Source organism: Ruicaihuangia caeni (assembly GCF_040536845.1).
GTDB classification, from domain to species: Bacteria; Actinomycetota; Actinomycetes; order Actinomycetales; family Microbacteriaceae; genus Ruicaihuangia; species Ruicaihuangia caeni.
In genome coordinates this window covers 1,414,223-1,434,361 of the sequence record NZ_CP159582.1, presented here as the reverse complement: position 1 = coordinate 1,434,361, position 20,139 = coordinate 1,414,223, and the positions used below count along the sequence as shown (strand labels likewise).

General features: G+C 67.6%; 17 protein-coding genes. 7 read left to right on the top strand and 10 right to left on the bottom strand.

All coding sequences use genetic code 11. From position 1 onward, the window contains the following. Nucleotides 1-55: 55 nt before the first annotated feature. A complete protein-coding gene (locus ABV606_RS06645; protein ID WP_353987141.1) occupies nucleotides 56-691 on the top strand; it encodes an NYN domain-containing protein in 636 nt (211 codons plus the stop codon). Between the two features lie 221 nt (nucleotides 692-912). Here ABV606_RS06645 and ABV606_RS06640 read toward each other — a convergent pair whose 3' ends face one another. Beyond that, nucleotides 913-2,856 (bottom strand): M13 family metallopeptidase, encoded by a 1,944-nt coding sequence (locus ABV606_RS06640; RefSeq protein WP_353987140.1) that lies wholly within the window; start codon nucleotides 2,854-2,856, stop codon nucleotides 913-915. Between the two features lie 314 nt (nucleotides 2,857-3,170). On the opposite strand from ABV606_RS06640, the gene ABV606_RS06635 reads away from it, so the two are divergent. The 6 genes from ABV606_RS06635 (at nucleotide 3,171) to dgt (ending at nucleotide 10,976) form a co-directional block, all read left to right on the top strand. Then, nucleotides 3,171-4,436, top strand: a complete 1,266-nt coding sequence (locus tag ABV606_RS06635) for a uracil-xanthine permease family protein (RefSeq protein WP_353987139.1) — start codon at nucleotides 3,171-3,173, stop codon at nucleotides 4,434-4,436. A gap of 536 nt (nucleotides 4,437-4,972) precedes the next feature. After that, entirely contained in the window at nucleotides 4,973-6,265 is a 1,293-nt protein-coding gene (locus ABV606_RS06630; protein ID WP_353988791.1) for an MATE family efflux transporter, read from the top strand. Between the two features lie 472 nt (nucleotides 6,266-6,737). Beyond that, nucleotides 6,738-7,433, top strand: a complete 696-nt coding sequence (gene nucS / locus ABV606_RS06625; protein ID WP_353987138.1) for an endonuclease NucS — start codon at nucleotides 6,738-6,740, stop codon at nucleotides 7,431-7,433. A 13-nt stretch (nucleotides 7,434-7,446) separates the two neighbouring features. Continuing rightward, complete coding sequence (locus tag ABV606_RS06620) at nucleotides 7,447-8,709, top strand: hypothetical protein (protein ID WP_353987137.1); 1,263 nt, start codon at nucleotides 7,447-7,449, stop codon at nucleotides 8,707-8,709. 62 nt (nucleotides 8,710-8,771) lie between these two features. After that, nucleotides 8,772-9,422 (top strand): HAD hydrolase-like protein, encoded by a 651-nt coding sequence (locus tag ABV606_RS06615; protein WP_281489027.1) that lies wholly within the window; start codon nucleotides 8,772-8,774, stop codon nucleotides 9,420-9,422. 21 nt (nucleotides 9,423-9,443) lie between these two features. After that, nucleotides 9,444-10,976: a dGTP triphosphohydrolase gene (gene dgt, locus ABV606_RS06610; protein WP_353987136.1), complete on the top strand. Its 1,533-nt coding sequence runs from the start codon at nucleotides 9,444-9,446 to the stop codon at nucleotides 10,974-10,976. 66 nt (nucleotides 10,977-11,042) lie between these two features. On the opposite strand, the gene ABV606_RS06605 is transcribed toward dgt, so the two are convergent. The 9 genes from ABV606_RS06605 to ABV606_RS06565 form a co-directional block, all read right to left on the bottom strand. Continuing rightward, nucleotides 11,043-11,897 carry a fumarylacetoacetate hydrolase family protein gene (locus tag ABV606_RS06605; protein WP_353987135.1) on the bottom strand — a complete coding sequence of 285 codons (855 nt, stop codon included), beginning with the start codon at nucleotides 11,895-11,897 and terminating at the stop codon, nucleotides 11,043-11,045. A gap of 60 nt (nucleotides 11,898-11,957) precedes the next feature. Continuing rightward, nucleotides 11,958-13,151 (bottom strand): MFS transporter, encoded by a 1,194-nt coding sequence (locus ABV606_RS06600; protein ID WP_353987134.1) that lies wholly within the window; start codon nucleotides 13,149-13,151, stop codon nucleotides 11,958-11,960. A gap of 5 nt (nucleotides 13,152-13,156) precedes the next feature. Then, nucleotides 13,157-14,038, bottom strand: coding sequence for a VOC family protein (locus tag ABV606_RS06595; RefSeq protein WP_353987133.1), 882 nt, complete (start codon nucleotides 14,036-14,038; stop codon nucleotides 13,157-13,159). Between the two features lie 154 nt (nucleotides 14,039-14,192). Beyond that, on the bottom strand, nucleotides 14,193-15,002 hold the full coding sequence (locus ABV606_RS06590; protein ID WP_281489012.1) for an ABC transporter ATP-binding protein: 810 nt from the start codon (nucleotides 15,000-15,002) through the stop codon (nucleotides 14,193-14,195). Next, entirely contained in the window at nucleotides 14,999-15,829 is an 831-nt protein-coding gene (locus tag ABV606_RS06585; protein WP_281489011.1) for an ABC transporter permease, read from the bottom strand. The genes ABV606_RS06590 and ABV606_RS06585 overlap by 4 nt, the downstream gene beginning before the upstream one ends. Then, the gene (locus ABV606_RS06580; RefSeq protein WP_281489010.1) at nucleotides 15,826-16,578 is read right to left on the bottom strand and encodes an ABC transporter permease; all 753 of its coding nucleotides are present in this window, start codon (nucleotides 16,576-16,578) and stop codon (nucleotides 15,826-15,828) included. Before ABV606_RS06580 ends, ABV606_RS06585 begins: the two co-directional genes overlap by 4 nt. A gap of 109 nt (nucleotides 16,579-16,687) precedes the next feature. Beyond that, entirely contained in the window at nucleotides 16,688-17,671 is a 984-nt protein-coding gene (locus ABV606_RS06575) for an ABC transporter substrate-binding protein (protein WP_353987132.1), read from the bottom strand. A 30-nt stretch (nucleotides 17,672-17,701) separates the two neighbouring features. Beyond that, the gene (locus ABV606_RS06570) at nucleotides 17,702-18,922 is read right to left on the bottom strand and encodes a flavin reductase (protein ID WP_281489008.1); all 1,221 of its coding nucleotides are present in this window, start codon (nucleotides 18,920-18,922) and stop codon (nucleotides 17,702-17,704) included. A gap of 7 nt (nucleotides 18,923-18,929) precedes the next feature. Then, nucleotides 18,930-20,135, bottom strand: coding sequence for an acyl-CoA dehydrogenase family protein (locus ABV606_RS06565; RefSeq protein WP_281489007.1), 1,206 nt, complete (start codon nucleotides 20,133-20,135; stop codon nucleotides 18,930-18,932). Between the last annotated feature and the right edge of the window lie 4 nt (nucleotides 20,136-20,139).

The window sequence follows — 20,139 nt, the reverse complement described above, 5'->3', positions numbered from 1 at the left end:
GTGCGCAATAGCGCGGTGTCGTTAGCATGAGCCCGTGCGAGCCCGTCGAACGGTCATGGTCTACATCGATGGCTTTGCGCTCTACAAGGGACTCCTCCAACGCGAGTTTCCTGAGTTCAAGTGGCTTGACCTTGAAGCGCTCGCGTGTCGGCTCTTTCCCCATCGCGAAGTGGTGGGAGTCAAGTTCTTCACCGCCGCGCTTAAACCACTAACTAATGATCCCGGCATTGGCCAACGGCAACAGGTCTATTGGCGAGCGCTCCGAACAACGAACGTCGAAATCATCGAGGGCAAGTTCAACTTCGTGAAGCAACACCTGCCGGTCCACCCTCAAGAAGTCGGCGAGGATGGGCGCGTACTCACAGTTCGAGTCAAGCGACCGGAGGAAAAAGGCAGCGACGTCGCCCTCGCATCTCATCTCATCGTTGACGCGTTGGAAGATCGTGCCGACTCGTTCGCGGTAGTTACGAATGACTCTGATCTGGTTCCACCCCTGGAACTATTGAGCTCCCGCGGGAAGGCCCTTGCGCTGGTATCCGTGGCCCACGCGCGGTACAACAAAGCGTTCGAGAGAGCAGGCCTCGAAACCGTGCGACAGATCCGTCGCGGAACGCTCTCCGCTTCCCAGTTCGCGCAACAGATTCAAGACAGCCAGGGACGGACCATCAATAAACCGCCGTCTTGGCCGTGAACGAAGCAGGCCCCCGATTTCTCGGGGGCCGCGCCCGGTAGCCGAAGCATCCGGGTGGTTATGCCAATATCATACCGCACGCATGTCATAAGTGTCCGCAAGACGCGGACTAAACCGTTCAGTCGCGAGACACTGGTGCGCCGATCACCGCTGAGCCTCGCCACGACAGATCAAGTGCAGGTTGCGGGATGTGCCGGTGTCGAAGGCACCAGACGCTCGGTTCACCAGATGCTGACGCGCTGCGCCTCATCGAGCCACAGCTCATCGCTCTCGCGCACGTCGAACGCGTCATAGAACGCGTCGATGTTCCGCACGATCTGATTGCAGCGGAACTCGGCCGGCGAGTGCGGGTCGATCGCGAGGAGCCGGATCGCCTCCTCGTCGCGCACCTTGAGCTGCCAGGCCTGCGCCCACGACAAGAAGAAGCGCTGCGCGCCAGTGAGCCCATCGACCACCGGCGGCTCAGCGCCGTCGAGGGACAGCAGGTAGGCCTTCCACGCGATCGAGAGGCCTCCGAGGTCTCCGATGTTCTCGCCGATGGTGAGCTCGCCGTTCACGTTGTGCCCGTCGAGCTGCTTCGGAACGAGGGCGTTGTACTGCTCGATGAGCGAACCGGTGCGCTGCTCGAAGGCCTGCCGATCGACGTCCGTCCACCAGTCGATGAGTCGCCCGTCCCCGTCGAACCGCGACCCCTGATCGTCGAAGCCGTGGCCGATCTCGTGACCGATGACCGCGCCGATCGCGCCGTAGTTCGCGGCGGCGTCGCGCGAGTCGTCGAAGAAGGGGTACTGCAGGATCGCCGCGGGGAACACGATCTCGTTGAACCCGGGGTTGTAGTAGGCGTTCACGGTCTGCGGGGTCATGAACCACTCGTCGCGGTCGATGGGCCGGCCGATCTTCGCGAGTTCGCGCTGGAACTCGAACTCGCCGGCCGCACGCACATTGCCGACGAGATCGCCCTCGTCGATCGGCAGTGCGGAGTAGTCACGCCACTTGACCGGGTACCCGATCTTCGGCGTGAACTTGCCGAGCTTCTCGAGGGCGCGGACTCGGGTCTCGTCGGTCATCCAGTCGAGCCCGGTGATGCTCTGTCGATAGGCCTCGACGAGATTGGCCACCAACTCGTCCATGGCGTGCTTGGCCTCGGGCCTGAAGTGCCGATCGACGTAGATGCGGCCAACGGCCTCGCCGAGTGCGCCCTCGACCAGCGAGACACCGCGCTTCCAGCGCGCCCGGATCTCAGGCGTGCCTGTGAGCGTCTTGCCGTAGAAATCGAAGTTCTCGTCGACGAAGCGCTTCGGCAGATAGGGAGCGAACGAGCGCACGACCTGCCACCGCGCCCAGTCGCGCCAAGCGTCGAGCCGCTCGGCGTCTGCGACGAGGCCCGCGAGTCCCTCGCTGAAGCTCGGCTGCCGCAGCACCACCTCGTCGAAGGTGCCGGCCGGAGCGTCCAGCGCGGCGAGCCACCCGCCGAACAGGTCTGGCAGATCGCGCCATGCGGTCAGGTTGTAGGTGGCGCGACTGTCGCGCGAGCGCACGTTGTCCCAGTGGTGCGAGGCGAGCGCGGTCTCGAGCTCCGTGACCCGGGCGGCACGAACGCCGGCGTCATCGAGGCCGGCGAGCGACAGCATCCGTTCGACGAACGCCGTGTACTGGGTGCGGATGCCGCTGAACTTCTCCTCGCGGTAGTACGACTCGTCGGGCAGCCCGAGGCCGCCCTGCTCGATGAAGACGAGGTAGCGCTCGGGGTCGCCCGGGTCGTTGTCGACGAAGAGCTGGAAGAAGCCGGAGGCGCCCTGCCTCTCGAGCCTGGCGACGACCTCGAGGAGCCGCGTCGACGAGTCAATGGTGTCGATCTCTTCGAGCAGCCCCGTGATCGGCGCCACGCCGAGCTGTTCGATGCGCTCCTCATCCATGAAGCTGGCGAACAGATCGCCCACCTTGCGCGCCTCAGTACCGGGCTCGGCCGACTGCGCCTCGATGATGATGTCGCGCACCGCCTGCTCCGACGCTTCCGCCAGGAGCGTGAACGAGCCGTACCGCGCCTTGTCGGAGGGGATCTCGGTGCGATCGATCCATCGGCCGTTCACATGCCGGAACAGATCGTCTTGCGGCCGAACGGCCGGGTCGAGCTCGTCGAGGGCGATACCGGATGGCTGCGTCATTCCCCCACCCTAGCCAGCGCGCTGGCGCGCCTGCGCTGGGGGTGAAGGCGATTTCTGGCCTTAGCTGCGCCGGCGAGCGCTGGGCGCCGTCTTGGCGCCAGGGACCGCCGCGGCGCCAGCGCTCAGTGCCGTCTCGGCGCCAGGAGCAACGCCTCGTGAGCAAAGAAGCCGCTCGGCGTGCGAGCCGCGCCGGGGTTGCTCCCTTGCGCTCCAGTACTCTCAGGCGAGCAATCGTCACGCACAGTTGCCCTCGGCATCCGATTGCCTCCTGTTCAAGCACTCTGTTCATCACTTCACGACCAAGGAATCCCCCTATGGCCCTGCCCTGGAAGCTTCACGGAGACGGCAAGGCCGTCGCATCCTCTGAAGTCGTCAACCCCGAAGAGCGGCTCAGCTGGCCGCGCACCATCGGCTTCGGCGCGCAGCACGTGGTCGCGATGTTCGGCGCGACCTTCCTCGTACCGCTGATCACCGGATTCCCGCCGAGCACGACGCTGCTGTTCTCGGGCATCGGAACGCTGCTGTTCCTGATCATCACGGCCAACCGCCTGCCGAGCTACCTCGGTTCGTCGTTCGCGTTCATCGCGCCCATCACCGCTGCTGTCGCGGCGGAAGGACGGGGTGCGGCGCTGGGCGGCGTCATCATCGTCGGCGCGCTCCTCGCGATCGTCGGCCTCGTGGTGCACCTCTCGGGCACCGGCTGGATCAACGCGCTGATGCCCCCGGTCGTGGCCGGCACCATCGTGGCGCTCATCGGGTTCAACCTGGCGCCCGCCGCCAAGCAGAACTTCGAGGCCTCGCCGCTCATCGCCTCGATTACGCTTCTCGCCGTAGTGCTGGTCGCGGTGCTGTTCCGCGGCATGATCGGCCGACTCTCGATCGTGATCGGCGTCGCGGTCGGCTACCTCGTGGCCGTCGCCATGGGCGAGATCGACTTCACCCCGGTGGCAGAGGCCGCGTGGGTCGGCCTGCCCGAGTTCACCACACCGGTCTTCGATGTGAGCTTCCTGCCCCTGTACCTGATGTTCCTGCCGGTGGTGCTCGCACTGATCGCCGAGAACGTCGGCCACGTGAAGGGAGTCGGGCAGCTCACCCAGCGCGACCTCGACCCGCTCACGGGGCGCGCGCTGCTCGCCGACGGTGTGGCGACCGTGCTCGCCGGAGTCGGGGGCGGCTCGCCCACCACCACGTACGGCGAGAACATCGGCGTCATGGCGGCGACGCGCGTCTACTCGACCGCCGCGTACTGGGTGGCCGGAATCACCGCCATCCTGCTCGGGCTCTCGCCCAAGATCGGCGCGCTCATCTTCACGATTCCGCAGGGAGTGCTCGGCGGCATCACCACGGCGCTGTACGGTCTGATCGGCATCATCGGTGTGCGCATCTGGGTCGAGAACAAGGTCGACTTCGCCAACCCGAAGAACCAGCTCGCCGCCGGCGTGGGCCTCATCGTGGCGATCGCCGACTTCACCATGAACGCCGGCTCTGTGACCTTCTCGGGCATCGTGCTCGGCACCGTCGCGACGCTCGTCGTGTACCACCTCATGAACGGCCTCGGGCGGTGGCGCGGCACCGCGTGATGCGAAGGGCGTGACGCGGAGCGCGTGAGGCGGAGCGCGTTACCCGGAGCGCGTGACGGATGCCGGGAGCCATACCTCCGGCATCCGTCGCCCTGGGGCGTTCGCCGCGCCGCTCAGTGGGGCCCGCGCGCCGCCGCCGTTTGCGCGCTGCCGCCGTTTGCGCGCTGCCACTGTTTGCGCGCCACCTAGTGGGGTCCGCGCCACTTCTACGTGGCGCGGAAGCGACCAAGTGGCGCACATGTCACGGCGCACCGCCCGACGGCCCACGGCCTCTGCCGCACACCGGCCGACGGCACGCGACCTCCGCGGCGCACCAGCCGACGGCATCCGCCGCCTCACCAGCGCTTCTCCGCGGCACCCTCTCGCCCTTCGCGCGCCACCTAGTGGAGTCCGCACCACCTCAACGTGGCGCGGAAGCGACCAAGTGGCGCGCACGTCGCGGCGCACCGGCCGACGGCACGCGGCCTCCGCGGCGCGCCAGCCGACGGCATCCGTCGTCCTAGGCTCGAGGGGTGCGCCGCCTCGACCGTGACATCATGCGGTTGGCCGTGCCCGCGCTCGGGGCGCTGATCGCCGAGCCGCTGTTCCTGCTGACCGACACCGCGATGGTGGGTCACCTGGGCGCTGAGCCGCTCGCGGGCCTCGGCATCGCGGGCGCGATCCTGCAGACCGCGGTCGGGCTGCTCGTGTTCCTCGCGTATGCCACGACGCCGACGGTCGCCCGCCGGCTCGGTGCGGGCGACCGGGCAGGGGCGATCAGCGCCGGCATCGACGGCATGTGGCTGGCGCTCTTCATCGGCGTCGTGCTCATCGGGCTGGGGGCGCTCACGATCGACCCGCTCGTCGCGGCCTTCGGAGCCGACGGGGCGGTCTCCGAGTCCGCCGCCGCCTACCTCGGCGTCTCGCTCTGGGGGCTTCCGGCGATGCTGCTGGTGATCGCCGCGACTGGGCTGCTGCGAGGGCTGCAGAACACGCGAACCCCGCTGGTGGTCGCCACGGTCGGATTCGCCGCGAACGCCGGCCTCAACGCCGTGTTCATCTACGGCTTCGGTTGGGGCATCGCTGGTTCGGCCGCCGGCACGGTTGTGGCGCAATGGGGAATGGCCGCCGTGTACATCGTGATCGCGGTGGGAGGAGCGCGCGCGGAGGGCGCATCGTTGCGCCCAGGGCTCGTCGGCGTCGGGGGAGCGCTGCGCTCGGGCGGGTGGCTGCTGCTGCGCACGGCGTCGCTGCGGGCGGCGATGGTCGCGACCGTCGTGGTGGCGACGTCGTTCGGGGTCGCCACGCTCGCCACCATGCAGGTCGCGCTGACCATCTTCTCGACCATGGCCTTCGCGCTCGACGCGCTGGCCATCGCGGGCCAGGCGCTGATCGGCCACGCGCTCGGAGCGGGCGAAGCGGAGCGAGTGCGCGAAGTCACACGGCGCCTGGTGCGCATGGGACTGCTCGGAGGCGGCGCGCTCGCTCTGCTCATCGCGGCCTTGAGCCCGGTGCTCGCACCCGTGTTCACGAGTGACCCGCGGGTGGGCGCCTGGCTCGCTCCGGTGGTGCTCCTCATGGCGGCCGGTCTGCCAATCGCAGGGTATGTGTTCGTGCTCGACGGGGTGCTCATCGGTGCCGGGGATGCCCGCTACCTCGCCATCACCGGGCTCGTGAACGTCGCGATGTACGCACCGATGCTGGTCGCGCTCGAGGTGCTGCGGCCCGAGGGCCTGGCCGCGCTGCTCTGGCTCTGGGCGGCCTTCGGCTTCGGCTACATCGGCGCGCGGGCGCTGACGCTCGGCATCCGCTCTCGCAGTGACCGCTGGATGGTGGTCGGCGCGCGCTGATGCAGCCGGTCGCGCGGGCTCGCGGCCGTCCCGGCGGGGAGTTCTCGCGAGGGTTTGGTGCACCAGGCCCCGGTCGACGTCTGTGCTCTCGCGAGGGTTTGCTGCGGCAGGGCCCGGTCGACGTCTGAGTTCTCGCGAGGGTTTGGTGCACCAGGGCTCGGTCGACGTCTGTGTTCTCGCGAGGTTCGCTGCGCGTGCGCGGGTTGCAACCCTCGCGGGTGCACCAAACCCTCGCGAGAAGGGAAGGCCCCGCGGGCACAGAGCGCCAGGTCCAGTGGTCGCGGGTCAGGCAGGGGCCGCGCATCGCGGGCGGCGTGGGGAGCACGGGTCGCGGATGCTGGGCCAGGCAGGCAGGCAGGCAGGCAGGCAGGCAAGTGCAGGATGTCGCGGGCTCTGGCACCAGCAGGCCCCGCACCAGGCCGGGGCAAGCCCGCGCGTGGTTCTGGCCAGCGTGCTCGAATACACTCGTGGGGTGCGTCTCGTGGTTGCTCGGTGTTCTGTGGATTACGCGGGACGCCTGAGCGCTCATCTGCCGCTCGCAACCAGGTTGCTCATGCTCAAGAGCGACGGCAGCGTGCTGGTGCACAGCGACGGCGGCAGCTACAAGCCGCTCAACTGGATGAGCCCGCCCTGCACGATGAGCGTCGTGGAGCCGGATACCGACCAGGCCGACGCCGGGGTCGCAGAGATCTGGCGCGTCTCGCAGTCGAAGACCGGCGATGTGCTCCTGCTCAGCATCCATGAGGTGCTGCACGATTCCGAGCATGAGCTCGGGGTGGATCCCGGCCTGCAGAAGGACGGCGTCGAGGCGCACCTGCAGAAACTCCTCGCAGAGCAGATCGATGTGCTCGGGGATGGCTACTCGCTCGTGCGCCGCGAATACATGACGGCGATCGGACCCGTCGACATTCTGGCGCGCGACCACCAGGGCGCCAGCGTCGCCGTCGAGATCAAGCGTCGCGGCGACATCGATGGCGTAGAGCAGCTCACCCGCTACCTGGAACTGATGAACCGCGACCCCCTGCTCGCACCGGTGCAGGGAGTGTTCGCCGCGCAAGAGATCAAGCCCCAAGCGCGCACGCTCGCGATCGACCGCGGCATCCGCTGCGTCACGCTCGACTACGACGCCTTGCGCGGGCTCGACGACAGCCACTCACGACTCTTCTGACCCGGACTCCGCCATGGAAGCCATCACGACCGCCCTGCTGACAGCGGCGATCGTCGTGGGGATCGTGGCGGCGGGCGGGATGCTGCTCGGCATCGTGCTCGTGGCGCGCCGGGCGAAGCGCCGCCACATCGAGGACCAGACGGGAAACCGCGCACTCGAGCTTCGCGCCGGCAGCGCCCTCGTGCAGCTCGACGATGCGATCCGCGAGGCGGAGGACGAGCTCGCCTTCGCCTTCGCCCAGTTCGGCGCGCCGGCGATCGAACGCTTTCGCGGTGCGGTCGCGCAGGCCAAGGAAGCGGCTCGCGAGGCGTTCCGGCTGCAGCAACTGCTCGACGATGAGGTGCCCGACACGCCTCGGGAGCGCCGCGAATGGGCGACCCGCATCGCGGCACTGTCGACCACCGCGACAGAGCGCCTGATTGCCGAGACGAAGGACTTCGAGGCTCGGCGTCAGCGCGAAGCCGATGCGGCCGGCGAGCTCTCCCGCGTGCGAGCCGCGATCGAACAGGCCCGATCGCAGCTCGCTGCCGAGCGCGAGAGGGCGCCCGGCGAGCTCAGCCAGGACGACCGCGCCGTGCTGTCTGCCGCGACACGCGAGCTTGACGGCGCCGTGGCGGCTGCCGACTCGGCCGCCGGTGCCATCGCCGAGGCGGTGGTCACTCGTCCAGCGGGCCCTGCGCTGCGCGAGAGCGAGCGTGCATTGGCGCGAGCAACCGCACACCTGGAGACCGTCGCGCGAGCTCGACTCGGGCGGGCGGAGACGCGCCGCAGCCTCGACGATGCACTGCGCCACGCCGCAGGGTTGCGGGCTGAAGCGGCGAAGCTGCGCGACGCGCACGAAGAGGCAGCGCAGCGCGACCGCATCAATGCCGCGATCACCCGACTCGACGACGCGATCACCGCTGCTCAGAGCAACGCCTCCGCGGAAGCGCGCGAGTCGCTCGGTCGTGTGCAGGCGGCCGCAGACTCGCTCGACGCCGCGCTCGGTGCAGCCCGAAGCGCGCAGCAGCGCCTCGAACAGGCCCGGGCGGCGCTCGACGGAGCTCGACGCCAGGCGCGCAGCGAGCTGCAAGCGGCATCCGATTTCATCTCCGCCAACCGCCGCGTCATCGGCGCCGCGGCGCGCACGCGTCTTGCCGAGAGCGAGCGCCATCTCGCGCTCTCCGAGGCCGAGTCCGACCCGGTGGCTGCCCTCGACGAGGCTCGGCGAGCTCGAAGCCGGGCGATGGATGCCGACGCGCTGGCCCGCTACGACGTCATGCAGCGGCGCGGCTGACCGTCGCCCTCGCGGTTCGGCGCGCGTTCGCCGCTCCGCCAGGCACCTAGGCTTGTCTCGCCATGAAGTACACCTGCATCCTGCTCGACCTCGACGGGACCATCACCGACTCAGCCCCCGGAATCATCGACACGCTGGGCTGGACCCTCGAGCAGATGGGGCTCCCGGTGCCGAGCCGCGAAGAGATGCTGCACTGGGTGGGCCCTCCGATCATGGACTCCTTCAGGGACCGGGCGGGTCTGACCCCGGCCGAGGCCGATCGCGCGCTCGAGATCTACCGCGAGAAGTACCTCGATGTCGGCGCGTACGACTCCGCGCTCTTCGCTGGGATGCCTGCGCTCATCCGTGACATCCACCGGCGGAACGTGCCGGTCTCGCTCGCGACGAGCAAGCCCGAGATCCCGGCGACGCTGATGCTCGAGCACTTCAACCTGGCACAGTACTTCACCGTGATCACCGGCGCCTCGGCCGACGAGGTGCGAAGCGCCAAGGCCGACGTTGTCGAGGAGGCGCTTCGCCGACTGGAGTCGATGGGCCACGACACGAGTCGCCCCATCATGGTGGGCGACCGCATCTACGACATCGAAGGAGCCGCGGCCCACGGCATCCCGACGATCATCGTCGATTGGGGTTACGGATTCGAAGAGGAGCGCGGCGACGCGATCGCCGTCGCGAAGACGCCGACCGACCTGGCGCACCTGCTCTTCAACTGAGCCGCTCGGAAGGAGCCCGCGATGACACGACGCACCGCGCGACAGCATCCTGAACTGCACGACGCCTCGTCGAGGGACGAGCACGCCGAGTACCGCGTCGATATCGAGCGCATCAGATTCTCGCCGTTCTACTCGCGGCTCTCGGCGGTGACGCAGGTCATCTCGCAGCCGGGGGCGGGCGCGCAGATCCACAACCGTCTCACTCACTCGATCAAGGTCGCGGCCGTCGCCCGCGCCATCGCTGTTCGAATGCAGGCCGAGCAGCTCGAGAGCATGCGGGGGCGCCCGCGTGAGGTCGAGGAGGACAAGGCGGTCATCGACCCCGTGGTCGTTCAGGCCGCCGCCGCCGCGCACGACCTCGGCCACCCGCCGTTCGGCCACCTCGGCGAATCGATCCTCGACCGCATGGCACGTGAGACGCTCGGCCTCGCCGACGGCTTCGAGGGCAATGCTCAGAGCTACCGCATCGTCACGGTGCTCGATGTGATCGACGAGGCCGCGCGCGGGCTCAACCTGACTGCAGCCGTGCGGACGGCGCTCGCCAAGTATCCGTGGACCAGCGCCACCGATCCGGAGTTGCTCGGCGCCGAGCCGCGCCGCGGCATCCGGCGGCATCCCGATCAGCTCGACATCCACAAGTACTCCGCCTACCTGATCGACGCGCACGATCTGGAAGACGCACGTCGTGATCACGGCGGGCTGCGGCCCTTCGAGCAGTCGGTCGAGTGCGCCATCATGGACGTCGCCGACGACATCGCCTACTCGGTGCATGACGTCGAGGACTTCTACCGGGCAGGACTGCTCGGCCACGCGTCGATCGCCGCCGAGTTCCGCGGCTGGCTGGATGCTCGGGCGGCATGGGCGAGGTTCGACGATGCAGACCTGCAGGGCGACCAGACGCCAGGTGCCGGCCTCGAGTCGCTGCGCCGCAAGATCGCTCGCAACGACGCGTGGATCGCCGACGACGAGGCGTTCCGGTCAGCGGTCGTCTCGACCTCGGCCGATCTGATCGACTCGCTGCTCGCGCGCCCCTTCGACGGCTCGCTCGAGGCCGAGCGACTGCTCGCCTCGTTCACGGCACGCTGGATCGGCAGACTGCAGGATGCCGTCGTGCTGATCCCGCGGCCCGTCTCCCGTTCCGGCCCGGTCTCCCTCGATGTGCAGGCCTGGCACGAGGTCGAGGTGCTGAAGTTCGTGCACAAGCGATTCGTGCTCAGCCGCCCGGACTTGGCGATCTACCAGCGCGGACTCGGCCGCGTTCTCGTGCGCGCCGTGAACTCCCTCATGGCCTGGCTGCAAGACGAAGACGACAGCCTGCGGGTGCCGCGCCGTCTGGGCGACCTGATCGCGCTCGCCCATGAGGGCTACCGCGCGCTCGACCCGGACGTGCTGGCGCGGTTGCAACCCGAGGGCTCGCCGTCGATCGACGGCTTGGCACGGGCGCGCGGCGTGCTCGACTACGTCGCGTCGCTCACCGACAACCAGGCACTCGCCCTGGCAGAGGCGGTATCCGGCCGAACCGACCGGCTTTGGGAACTCGGCCAGAGCCTCTGACGCCCAGAAGCTTCGAGCCGCAGGCGCTCTGAGTTGCGCCGAGTTCCAGACCCACTCAGTCGGCGATCAGTCGCGCTCTTGCTGCACGACGTTCCGCAGCACCCCGAGCTCGCCGATCTCGACCTCGACGACGTCGCCGTCTATCAGCATGCGCGGCGGATCGCTGAAGAGGCCGACACCGCCGGGCGTTCCCGTCACGATCACGTCGCCGGGTCGCAGAGCGGTGAAGCCGGTCACATGCGCCACCAGTTGGGGCACCGTGAAGATGAGGTCGCCGAGCAGCGCCGACTGCCGTGTCTCGCCGTTGACGCGCGTCTCAAGGCGCAGCCCGTCGAAGTCATCGACGTCTGCCACCGGCACGAAATACGGACCGAATGCGCCGGTCGCCGGGAAGTTCTTCCCGGGAGTCCACTGCGTGGTCGCTCGCTGCCAGTCGCGCACACTGAAGTCGTTGAACGCGGCAATGCCCGCGATGTGGCCCCAGGCATCGGACTCGCTCACCTTGTGGGCGGGTGAGCCGATGATGATGGCGAGCTCGCCTTCGAAGTCGAACTGCTCGGTGGTGGCTGGCCGGATCGTCGGCTGGTCATGCCCGATGAGCGTGTCGGCGAATCTGGTGAACACCGTCGGGGCGCTGACCTCTGCGCGACCGGTCTCTTCGCGGTGGGTCTTGTAGTTGACGCCGATGCAGAGGATCTTCGCCGGGTCGGGGATCACCGGCAGGAACGCGACTTCGCGCTCGGGAATGGCCGGCAACGTCTGCAGGCTGATGCGCTCGTGGTCGAGCAGGCCCTCCGCGATCGCGTCCTTCAGCGAGTCAGCGAGGTTGGCGCCGCTCGGGCCGAGGTCGTAGAGCGCCCCGTCTACGGCTGCACCCCAAGTGTCGGATCCGTCGGGGGTGGTGAAGCTGGCGAATCTCATCGGTTCTCCTGTCGTCATGGTGATTCGTAGTGATGCGGATGCCGCGGCGCGGCGGCTCCGTTAGCGTGAGTAGCGCACGGCACGGCCAGCGCACACGGCGAGCGCGAGCGAGATCGCGCACAGCAGCCAGAGCGAGAAGTTCCAGTCGCCTGACCACGATTGCAGGGCTCCCGCGAGCGCGGAGACGGACGCGCCGAGCACGTAGCCCACCCCCTGACTCGTGGCAGAGAGCACGCTCGAGCCAGGGCGCTCGTTGCGCACGAGCAGGTACATCGAGATGCCGAAGATCCCCGTCTCAGCCACTCCGATGACCGTCACGAGCAGCCACGCCAGTGAAGGCTGCCCGAGCGTGAATCCGGCCATCGCTGCGGCGAGCAGCACTCCGCCCGCGATCGCCGAGCCGAGGAGCAGGCGAGGGCGCTTCGCGATAGTGCCGAGCAGCATCGTGGGTAGGAATCCGGCGACGTTGAACCAGGCGAGCAGGGCGCCGGCATCCGCGGCATCCACTCCTTGCGACTGGAGCATCACAGGCAACCATGCGATCACTGTCGCGTACACCATCGCCATGAGAGCGAAGGTCGCGACCACCGAGACGTTGAGGCGCCATGGGCGGCTCGCGTCGGTGACAGGCGGTGCACCCGGCAATGGCAGGCTCGTACGGCGGCCTCGCTCGCGGACGACCACCACGAGCATGCCGAGCGCTGCGACGAGGGCCGAGATCGACCACATCCCGAGCGCGGGCGTCAGCTCGTTCCCTGCGAGTTCGTAGACGGGAATGGCGATCCAGGCGCCCGTAGCCGCACCGATGCCGAACATGGTCGTCGTCACGCCGATCCAGAACGGGGATGCCGCGATCGAGCGCAAGAACGGCGGGATCAGCACACTCCCGAACATGATGGCCACCCCGCCGGTGAAGGTCGCCGGCAGCAGCAGCACGTCGACGCTGGCCCGAAGCCAGAGCGAGAGCGAGAGCACGACCATCGCAGCGAACAGCGTGGTCTCGACTCCGAGCCGTCTCATGACCACTGGAACGAGTGGCGCCGTCACGCCGAACGACGCGATCGGCAGTGACGAGAGCAGCACCACTTCGACGGTGGTCAGGTGCTGGTGTTCGGCGATGGTGTCGAGCAGGGCCGCGACCGAGGTGATCGCCGGGCGAAGGTTGAGCCCGACGAGGGCCGCTGCGACGAGCCCGAGGATCAGGCGACCGTCAGTCGCGCGGCGTGCCATTCGCGAGTCGGGGCGTTCCAGCATCCGTCTCATTTCAGCCGTGCCGTGGGCACTGGTGCGATGCCGTACTGCCGGAACTCGAGCGGTCGATATGCGCTCCACATGTTCCACCAGTTGTCATCGGGGCCCCACTCGATCGGCGGCCGGTTGTCGTCGTAGATCTGCTCGAGATCGGTGTAGAGCTCGACCACCGCGCCGCTCGCCTCCACGAAGTATGCCGCGATGTTGTGACCGGCGCCGTGCCGAACCGGACCCCAGATCAGTTCACGCCCGGCGAGGTGCAGGCGGTCACCGAGCTTGGCGAGGTCTGCCACGCTCTGCGTCTGCCATGCGTGGTGGTGGAGCGTTCCTTCGCCCCGGATGAGCGCGATGCCGTGATGGTCGGAGTTGCAGCGCATGAAGTAGGCGAAGTCGTCACCGATGGTGTCGGAGAGCCGGAAGTCGAGCACCCGCCGCAGGAAGCGCATCATGCCTCCGACATCTCGCGGGTGGAAGTTGATGTGGCCGTACCGGTCGGGCCCGAACCCGCCCGCCGCTGGGCGATCATGCTGAACCCCGAGAGCGATATCGAACACGAAGCCCTCGGGACCGATGAACGAGAAGCCATCCTCGGTGGCATCGAACCGCGGGCGATCGCTCACGATCGTGAAGCCTTCGTCGTCGACCCTGCGGCGCAACTCGAGCAGGGCGTCTCCGTCGCGCGCGATGAGCCCGAACCCGTCGAGCGCGTCAAGATCTGACTCGACGTACACGAGTTCGTGATGCACGCGCCCGGCCGCAAGGTACGCAGTGCCCCCGTTGCGGGCCGTCTCGCGCAGGCCGAGCAGCTGGGTGGCGTCGAACACGGATGCCTCCAGATTCCGGGTCTGGATGCTGACATGTCCCATCTCGCTGATGAGTCCCCACGACATGGCGTCGCTCCTTCGGATTGGCTGTTCTGCTGGTGCTATTCGTGCTCGTGCTGGTTCGCGGCCGCGGCGAGGTGCGTCGTCGGCCACAGGACGTCGATCGCGATGGGCCCGCTTGCAGACCTGCAACCGCGCCTCACGCCCCGCGTCGCGCCCGTCAGCCGGTGGTCGTACGAATCTGGCTCAGCACGTGCGCGCGCAGTTCGGCGAACTCACGCGTCGACTTCGTCGTGATCTGATCACGCGGATAAGGGATGTCGACCGGCACGATCTCAGTGACCGTCGTCGGCGTGCCTGACATCACGATGACCCGGTCGCCGAGGTACACCGACTCCTCGATGTCGTGCGTGACGAGCAGGATCGTCATGTTGTACCGAGCTTTGATCCGGTGCGTGAGATCTTCGAGGTCAGACCGGGTCTGAGCGTCGACAGACGCGAACGGCTCATCCATCAGGAGCACCGTCGGTTGATAGGCGAGCGCACGCGCAATGGCGACCCGCTGCTGCATCCCGCCCGAGAGCTGCCACGGGTAGAGCTTGCCGCTCGAACCCAGTCCGACGCTCTCCAGCGACTCGCGAGCCCGCTCGTGGCGCTCTGTCTTGGTCAGTCCCGCCTTGCCCCGGAGCGGCAGTTCCACGTTCGCCTGCACGGTGAGCCACGGCATCAGTGAACGGCTGTAGTCCTGGAACACGACCGCGAGCTGCTCAGGCGGCGAAGTGACGAGCTGGTCACGCAAATGCACAGTGCCGCTCGTGGGCTCGAGGAGACCTGCCAGGCATCGGAGCAGTGTCGTCTTGCCGGCGCCCGACGGCCCCACGATGCTGACCGTCTCGTTGTCATAGGCCTCGAACGTGATGTCGCCCAGGATCTGCCGTGCCTCCGCGCCAGTGCCGTAGGTCTTCGAGATTCCGCTCACGGTCAGCGCGGGCCTCACGAGTTGCTCTTTCTCGACGGTGAGTTGCGTCATCCTTGCCCTCCTTGGGTATTGCCGCGAACGCCGCGGTGCCAGCGCAGTACAACGTGCTCGACGTAGCGGAACAGCACATTCGCGACGTATCCGAGCACGCCGAGCAGCAGCAAGGACGCCCACATGGTGTCCATCTGGTACATGCGCGCTGACATGAGTTCGATGTAGCCGATGCCCTCGGTCGAGGCGATGTACTCGCTCGCGACGATGAGGATGACGCTCAACGAGACGCTGAGCCGCATCCCGGAGATGATCTGCGGGGATGCCGCCGGCAGCACGACTCTGAGCACGTGATCGAACCGACTCAGGCGGTATGACTTCGACACTTCGCGGGTCATGCCGTCCACGCTCAGCACGCCGTCGACCGTATTCATCATGATCGGCCAGAACGCGCCGAAGGCGATGACCGCGATCTTCATCGACGATCCGATGCCGAAGATGACGAGCATGACGGGAAGGAGCGCAACGCCCGGGATCGCGCGCATGAACTCGAGCAGAGGCTGGAACGCGCGGTAGAGCCCGGGACTCAAGCCGAGCAGCGCGCCGATGGCGATGCCCGAGACGATGGCGATCAGGAGGCCCATTCCGAGGTTCTGCAGGCTCGGGACGATGTCGGACGCGAACCTCTGGGTCAGCATCTCGCCGAGCGCCTCGAGAATGGATTGCAGCGACGGGAAGTAGATGGAGGTGCTGTCTGCGCTCGCGAACCACCAGATCGCGAAGAGCAGGATCGGCAGCCAGATCTCCGTGATGATCGTGAGGGCGCGGCGCTTGGGTGTCTTGCCTGCGCGGGCTCTCGTGGCAGTGACGATGGCTTCAGTGCTCATGGCTTCTCCTCCCTGACCGACGCGTGCCAGAACAGCACGACGCGAGAGAGGCGGCGCAGCAGGATGTCGACCAGCACGGCGACCAACCCGATGAAGACGATGTACGCGTAGGTGAGGCTCAGATCGCCTCCGGTCTGGGCGAGCGCGAGCTCGAGCCCGATCCCCGGGGCCGAGCCGAGCATCTCTGCGGAGATGGCGAGCAGCAGGCCCACGACGATGGAGATGCGCATCCCGGTCACGAGGTACGGGAGCGCGGAAGGAAAGAGCACGCTCGCGGCGGCTCGCCATTTCGAAACCTTGTAGGAGTGCACGGTGTCGACGAGCACTTTGTCGGTGTCTCGCACGCCGTAGATCATCTGCAGCACGAGGGGCCACACGGCCCCGTAGACGATGAGGATGATCTTCATCTGCATCGTCGCGCCGAATAGCAGCGTGATCAGCGGGATCACCGCGATCGACGGGATGGTCCGCAGGAAGTCGACGAGCAGTCGAGTAGACCGGTAGGCGAAGGCGACGCGGCCGAGCACCATGCCGACCGGTATGCCGATGGCAGCCGCGATCAGCACGCCGACGATCCAGCTGACCACGGTCTCGACGAAGGCGGCCCAGAACAGGGGGTCGATGAGCAACTCGCCGAGCCGGGTTGCTGTCTGCGACATCGACGGGAAGACCGAGTTCGGCAGGATGCCGAGACGGCTGCTCACCTCCCAGGCAGCGAGCGCCGCGATCACCGTGATGATGCTGCTCATCCTGCCGCGGGTGCGCCGGTGGGGAGCGCGGCGAGCCGCGCCCCCCGACCGCTCCCGCCCGGCGGCGGCCGTCATGGCCGCCGCCTCTCGAATGGTGGGAGTGCGCATGTCAGTCCACTGCCAGGAGCGTGTCGACGTCGATCTCGTTCTTGATGAACCCGTACTCGAACATCAGGTCTGACCACTTCTTGATCTTCTCCGCCGTGACGTCGGGGTTATACACCGGCAGCACCATCTTCTGAGCGAGTTCCGCCGGCGTCTTGCTGAACTTCGGCAGGATGTCGCGCACAGCGTCGGGGTTCTCCCCTGCGTACTCGATCGCCTCGTTCAAGGCATCCATGAAGAGGTCGACGGTCTCCTGGTTGGCCGAGAGATACTCCTCGGTGGTGACCACGAGTTGCTGCGAAGCGCCCGGCATCGCGGTCGCGCCTGGCGACATGAGCCAGCGAGCGCCCGCTTCCTCGGCAGCGATGGTGAACGGCGAGACGCCGCTGATCGCGTCGACCTGGCCGGTCTCGAGCGCGTTGACCATGCTGTCGAAGGGCACTTCGAGGAACTTGATCTGGTTGCTGTCGGCGCCCTCCATGTCGAGCGCGGCACGCAGCGAGAGCTCCCCGCCGCCGCCGAGTCCGCCGACCGCGACAGTGCGTCCGTTCAGGTCCGCAGCGGTCTTGATGTCGCTGTCAGCGGCGACGTAGACCTTGCCGGTGTCCTGCTGCGGGTCGTCGGTGGTCTGCGCGGTCTGGCCGGTGACGCGGAGTTGGATGCCCGCGGATGCCGCTTGCACCACATCTGCCGTACCGACCATCGTGAAGGCGGCGGCTCCCGACACCAACGACGGGATGCGCGCGCCCGGGTTCGGGGCGGCCGTGATCTCGACATCGAGACCGCGCTCTTCGAAGAGCCCTCGATCTTCAGCGATGAACACCGGGGAGGTGTCGACGATCGTCGAGACGATGACCTTGACCGAGCGCACCTCGGCGGGGTCATCAGGCCCTGCGGGAGTGTCCGCGGGCCCTTGAGCACAGGCTGTCGCGGTGAACAGTCCGGCGACGATGAGGCCGGCGAACGCTGTTCTCTTGAGATTCTTCATTGAACTCATCCTTACTGTGTGGGGTGGTGATTACGGGATCGTCGGGGCGTAGTCGGCGGGTGTCGCGCCGCCGATGGTTCGGGTCACCTCTGCCGCCGCAGTGAGCAGGGCCTCGAGGTGCTCGGGAGTGATCGGTGCGGTCTCGCCGAGCCAGTTGAGCGTGAGTGCGAGCACGACGCGGCCGTCGCGGTTGAACACCGGAGCCGAGAGCGAGTGCACCTTGGCGCCGGCCGTCTCTCGTGCGGGGACGGCCGTGGTCGCGATCTCGGCGAGCACGGTCTTGAGGGCACGTTCGAGAGCGGGAAGCTGTCCTGCCCGAGCCATGTCGTGCACCGTGCGCTCAACCGCCTTGAAGCGATCATCGGCCGGAGTCCCGACCCAGCCTTGACGGCGGATGTCGGCGAGCATCGAGCTCAGCGTGGTCCTCGTCGAGTCGTCGATCTCGACCCCCGCTCGATCGAGCCACGCGTCGAACTCACGCTCGCCCGCCCAGGCGACGAAGACCGCTCCCATCGGCGGAAGGAACGGCAGCCTGAGACCGACCTTCGATACGTCGCCGCCCGGGCGCATCGCGCCCGAGTAGGCGACCTGGATCAGGTGGTCGCCAACGACTCCCGTCGCATGACACTCCACCTCGAACTTCGAGGCGAGCTGCTCGATATACGGACGCGCGGCGTCAGCGAGCAGAAGACTGCCCGAGAGCTCGTCGTCGGCCACCGCTGTCAGTGTCAGGGTGCTGAAGCGGCCGTACCCGCCTTGGAAGAACAGCAGGGGCGCCCCCGGGTTGTCAGCAGTGTCCATCGCGGTCACCTCGCCCAGCACGATGTAGTGGTCGCCCGCCTCATGCACCGCGTCGATGCGGCAGTCGATCCACGCCAGGGACCCGTCGATCACGGGCGCCATCGCCGGTGACAGACGCCACGGGATGCCGTTGAACCGCTCGGCATCGCGACGCGCCAGTCGCCGGCACACATCGCCCTGATCCGCGCTGAGGACGTTCACACAGAAGCTGCCGGCTCGACGGATCCGAGCGAACGTGCTCGACGTCTTGATCGGCATGAACGACACCAGCGGCGGCTCCAGCGAAACCGAATTGAACGACCCGATGGTCATGCCGACCGGACCTTCGTCGGGGTCCATGGCGGTGACCACGCAGACGCCGGTCGGGTAGTGTCCGAGCACGCGGCGGAAGTCGTTCGGGTTCAACCCGTGGGCGGGAGCCGGGATGGCATCGAGCTGCTGCGTCTTCATGGCAGCCCTAGATCATCCGCCGCGTCTCGAGCGTCTGCAGGCCGAGCATGAACTCGCCGTGCAGCTCGAAGCCGATCTCGCCGAGCACCCCATGCGCGAGCACCGTGTTGATATCGCGCAGCAGTCGCGGCAGCACTCCGCTCTCCGCGATCGCCTCAGCGCCGGCATGGCGGAACGCCCTGGTGATCACGTGCTGGGCCGTCTGCCCTGCGTACGATGAGGCCAACTGCATGGCATCCATGAGTTCCAGGTCAATTCCGTCGCCTGCCTGAAGCCGCTGGTCGACTCGGGACAGGGTGGTCATCACGAGCGCCCGTGCCGCCAGCACACTCGCATCGAGCTGACCGAGCTCCCGCTGGAACCAGCTCGATTCGGCGAGGCTCGTCGACGCTCCGAGGTTGATGCGGCTCCCCCGGCGCTTCGTGGGGGCCATGCGAGAGATCTCGTCGAGCGCACGCCGCGCGGCACCGAGGACCATGCCTGGGTGCATCTGCAGCACGTAAGGCACCATGGTGAGCTTTGCGAGGGGGGTGTCATCGCGCCGCACTGGGCCCATGGGGTTGTAGATCATGTCGTCGGGTACGAACGTGCGCTCGACGCGGAAGGTGGTGGAGCCGGTCGCCTTCATGCCGAGCACGTGCCAGGAGTCGAGGATCTCGACCTCGGATGTCGGAATAAGTGCCGCGCGTCGTTCCGTACCGCCGTCACCCTCGACAAGGAACGTCGCGGAGACGAAGTCGGCGTAGTGCACACCGCTGACGAAGTCCCATTGACCGGTGACGAGATATCCGCCGTCCACGCGTTCGGCCTCACCTGGGCGAAGCGAGCCAGCCTTCAGCGGCAACCGGCCGCTGAACACTTCCTTCGCGCGCTCGGGGTCGAGCTGGGTCGCGAGCTGGCCTGCGCCCTCGAGCAGGATCGTCGTCGTCCAGGCAGTGCTCGGGTCGAGTCGCCCGATCGCCTCGATGATCTCGAACGCGGTCACGGGGTCGACGACATTTCCCCCGAGATCGTCCGGGGTCATGATGCCGAAGACGCCCGACTCGCGCAGCGCCTCAACCGCGTCAGGCGCGAGCCGTCCCTCGCGCTGCCCTTCGGCAACACCGGCCTCGATTCGGTCCTTGATGCGTTCAACCTGGGCGAGCGCGTGCTCACGACGCTGCTCCCGCTGGGCCGGCCAGCGAGTCGCCGGCTGCGCTGTGGCGGTGGTCATATGC

Bases quoted from the DNA above. Each gene is read 5' to 3' on its own strand.
- ABV606_RS06645 (WP_353987141.1), top strand. From the start codon at position 56: ATGGTCTACATCGATGGCTTTGCGCTCTACAAGGGACTCCTCCAACGC.
- ABV606_RS06640 (WP_353987140.1), bottom strand. From the start codon at position 2,856: ATGACGCAGCCATCCGGTATCGCCCTCGACGAGCTCGACCCGGCCGTT.
- ABV606_RS06635 (WP_353987139.1), top strand. From the start codon at position 3,171: ATGGCCCTGCCCTGGAAGCTTCACGGAGACGGCAAGGCCGTCGCATCC.
- ABV606_RS06630 (WP_353988791.1), top strand. From the start codon at position 4,973: ATGCGGTTGGCCGTGCCCGCGCTCGGGGCGCTGATCGCCGAGCCGCTG.
- ABV606_RS06620 (WP_353987137.1), top strand. From the start codon at position 7,447: ATGGAAGCCATCACGACCGCCCTGCTGACAGCGGCGATCGTCGTGGGG.
- ABV606_RS06615 (WP_281489027.1), top strand. From the start codon at position 8,772: ATGAAGTACACCTGCATCCTGCTCGACCTCGACGGGACCATCACCGAC.
- dgt (WP_353987136.1), top strand. From the start codon at position 9,444: ATGACACGACGCACCGCGCGACAGCATCCTGAACTGCACGACGCCTCG.
- ABV606_RS06605 (WP_353987135.1), bottom strand. From the start codon at position 11,897: ATGAGATTCGCCAGCTTCACCACCCCCGACGGATCCGACACTTGGGGT.
- ABV606_RS06600 (WP_353987134.1), bottom strand. From the start codon at position 13,151: ATGCTGGAACGCCCCGACTCGCGAATGGCACGCCGCGCGACTGACGGT.
- ABV606_RS06595 (WP_353987133.1), bottom strand. From the start codon at position 14,038: ATGTCGTGGGGACTCATCAGCGAGATGGGACATGTCAGCATCCAGACC.
- ABV606_RS06590 (WP_281489012.1), bottom strand. From the start codon at position 15,002: ATGACGCAACTCACCGTCGAGAAAGAGCAACTCGTGAGGCCCGCGCTG.
- ABV606_RS06585 (WP_281489011.1), bottom strand. From the start codon at position 15,829: ATGAGCACTGAAGCCATCGTCACTGCCACGAGAGCCCGCGCAGGCAAG.
- ABV606_RS06580 (WP_281489010.1), bottom strand. From the start codon at position 16,578: ATGAGCAGCATCATCACGGTGATCGCGGCGCTCGCTGCCTGGGAGGTG.
- ABV606_RS06575 (WP_353987132.1), bottom strand. From the start codon at position 17,671: ATGAAGAATCTCAAGAGAACAGCGTTCGCCGGCCTCATCGTCGCCGGA.
- ABV606_RS06570 (WP_281489008.1), bottom strand. From the start codon at position 18,922: ATGAAGACGCAGCAGCTCGATGCCATCCCGGCTCCCGCCCACGGGTTG.
- ABV606_RS06565 (WP_281489007.1), bottom strand. From the start codon at position 20,135: ATGACCACCGCCACAGCGCAGCCGGCGACTCGCTGGCCGGCCCAGCGG.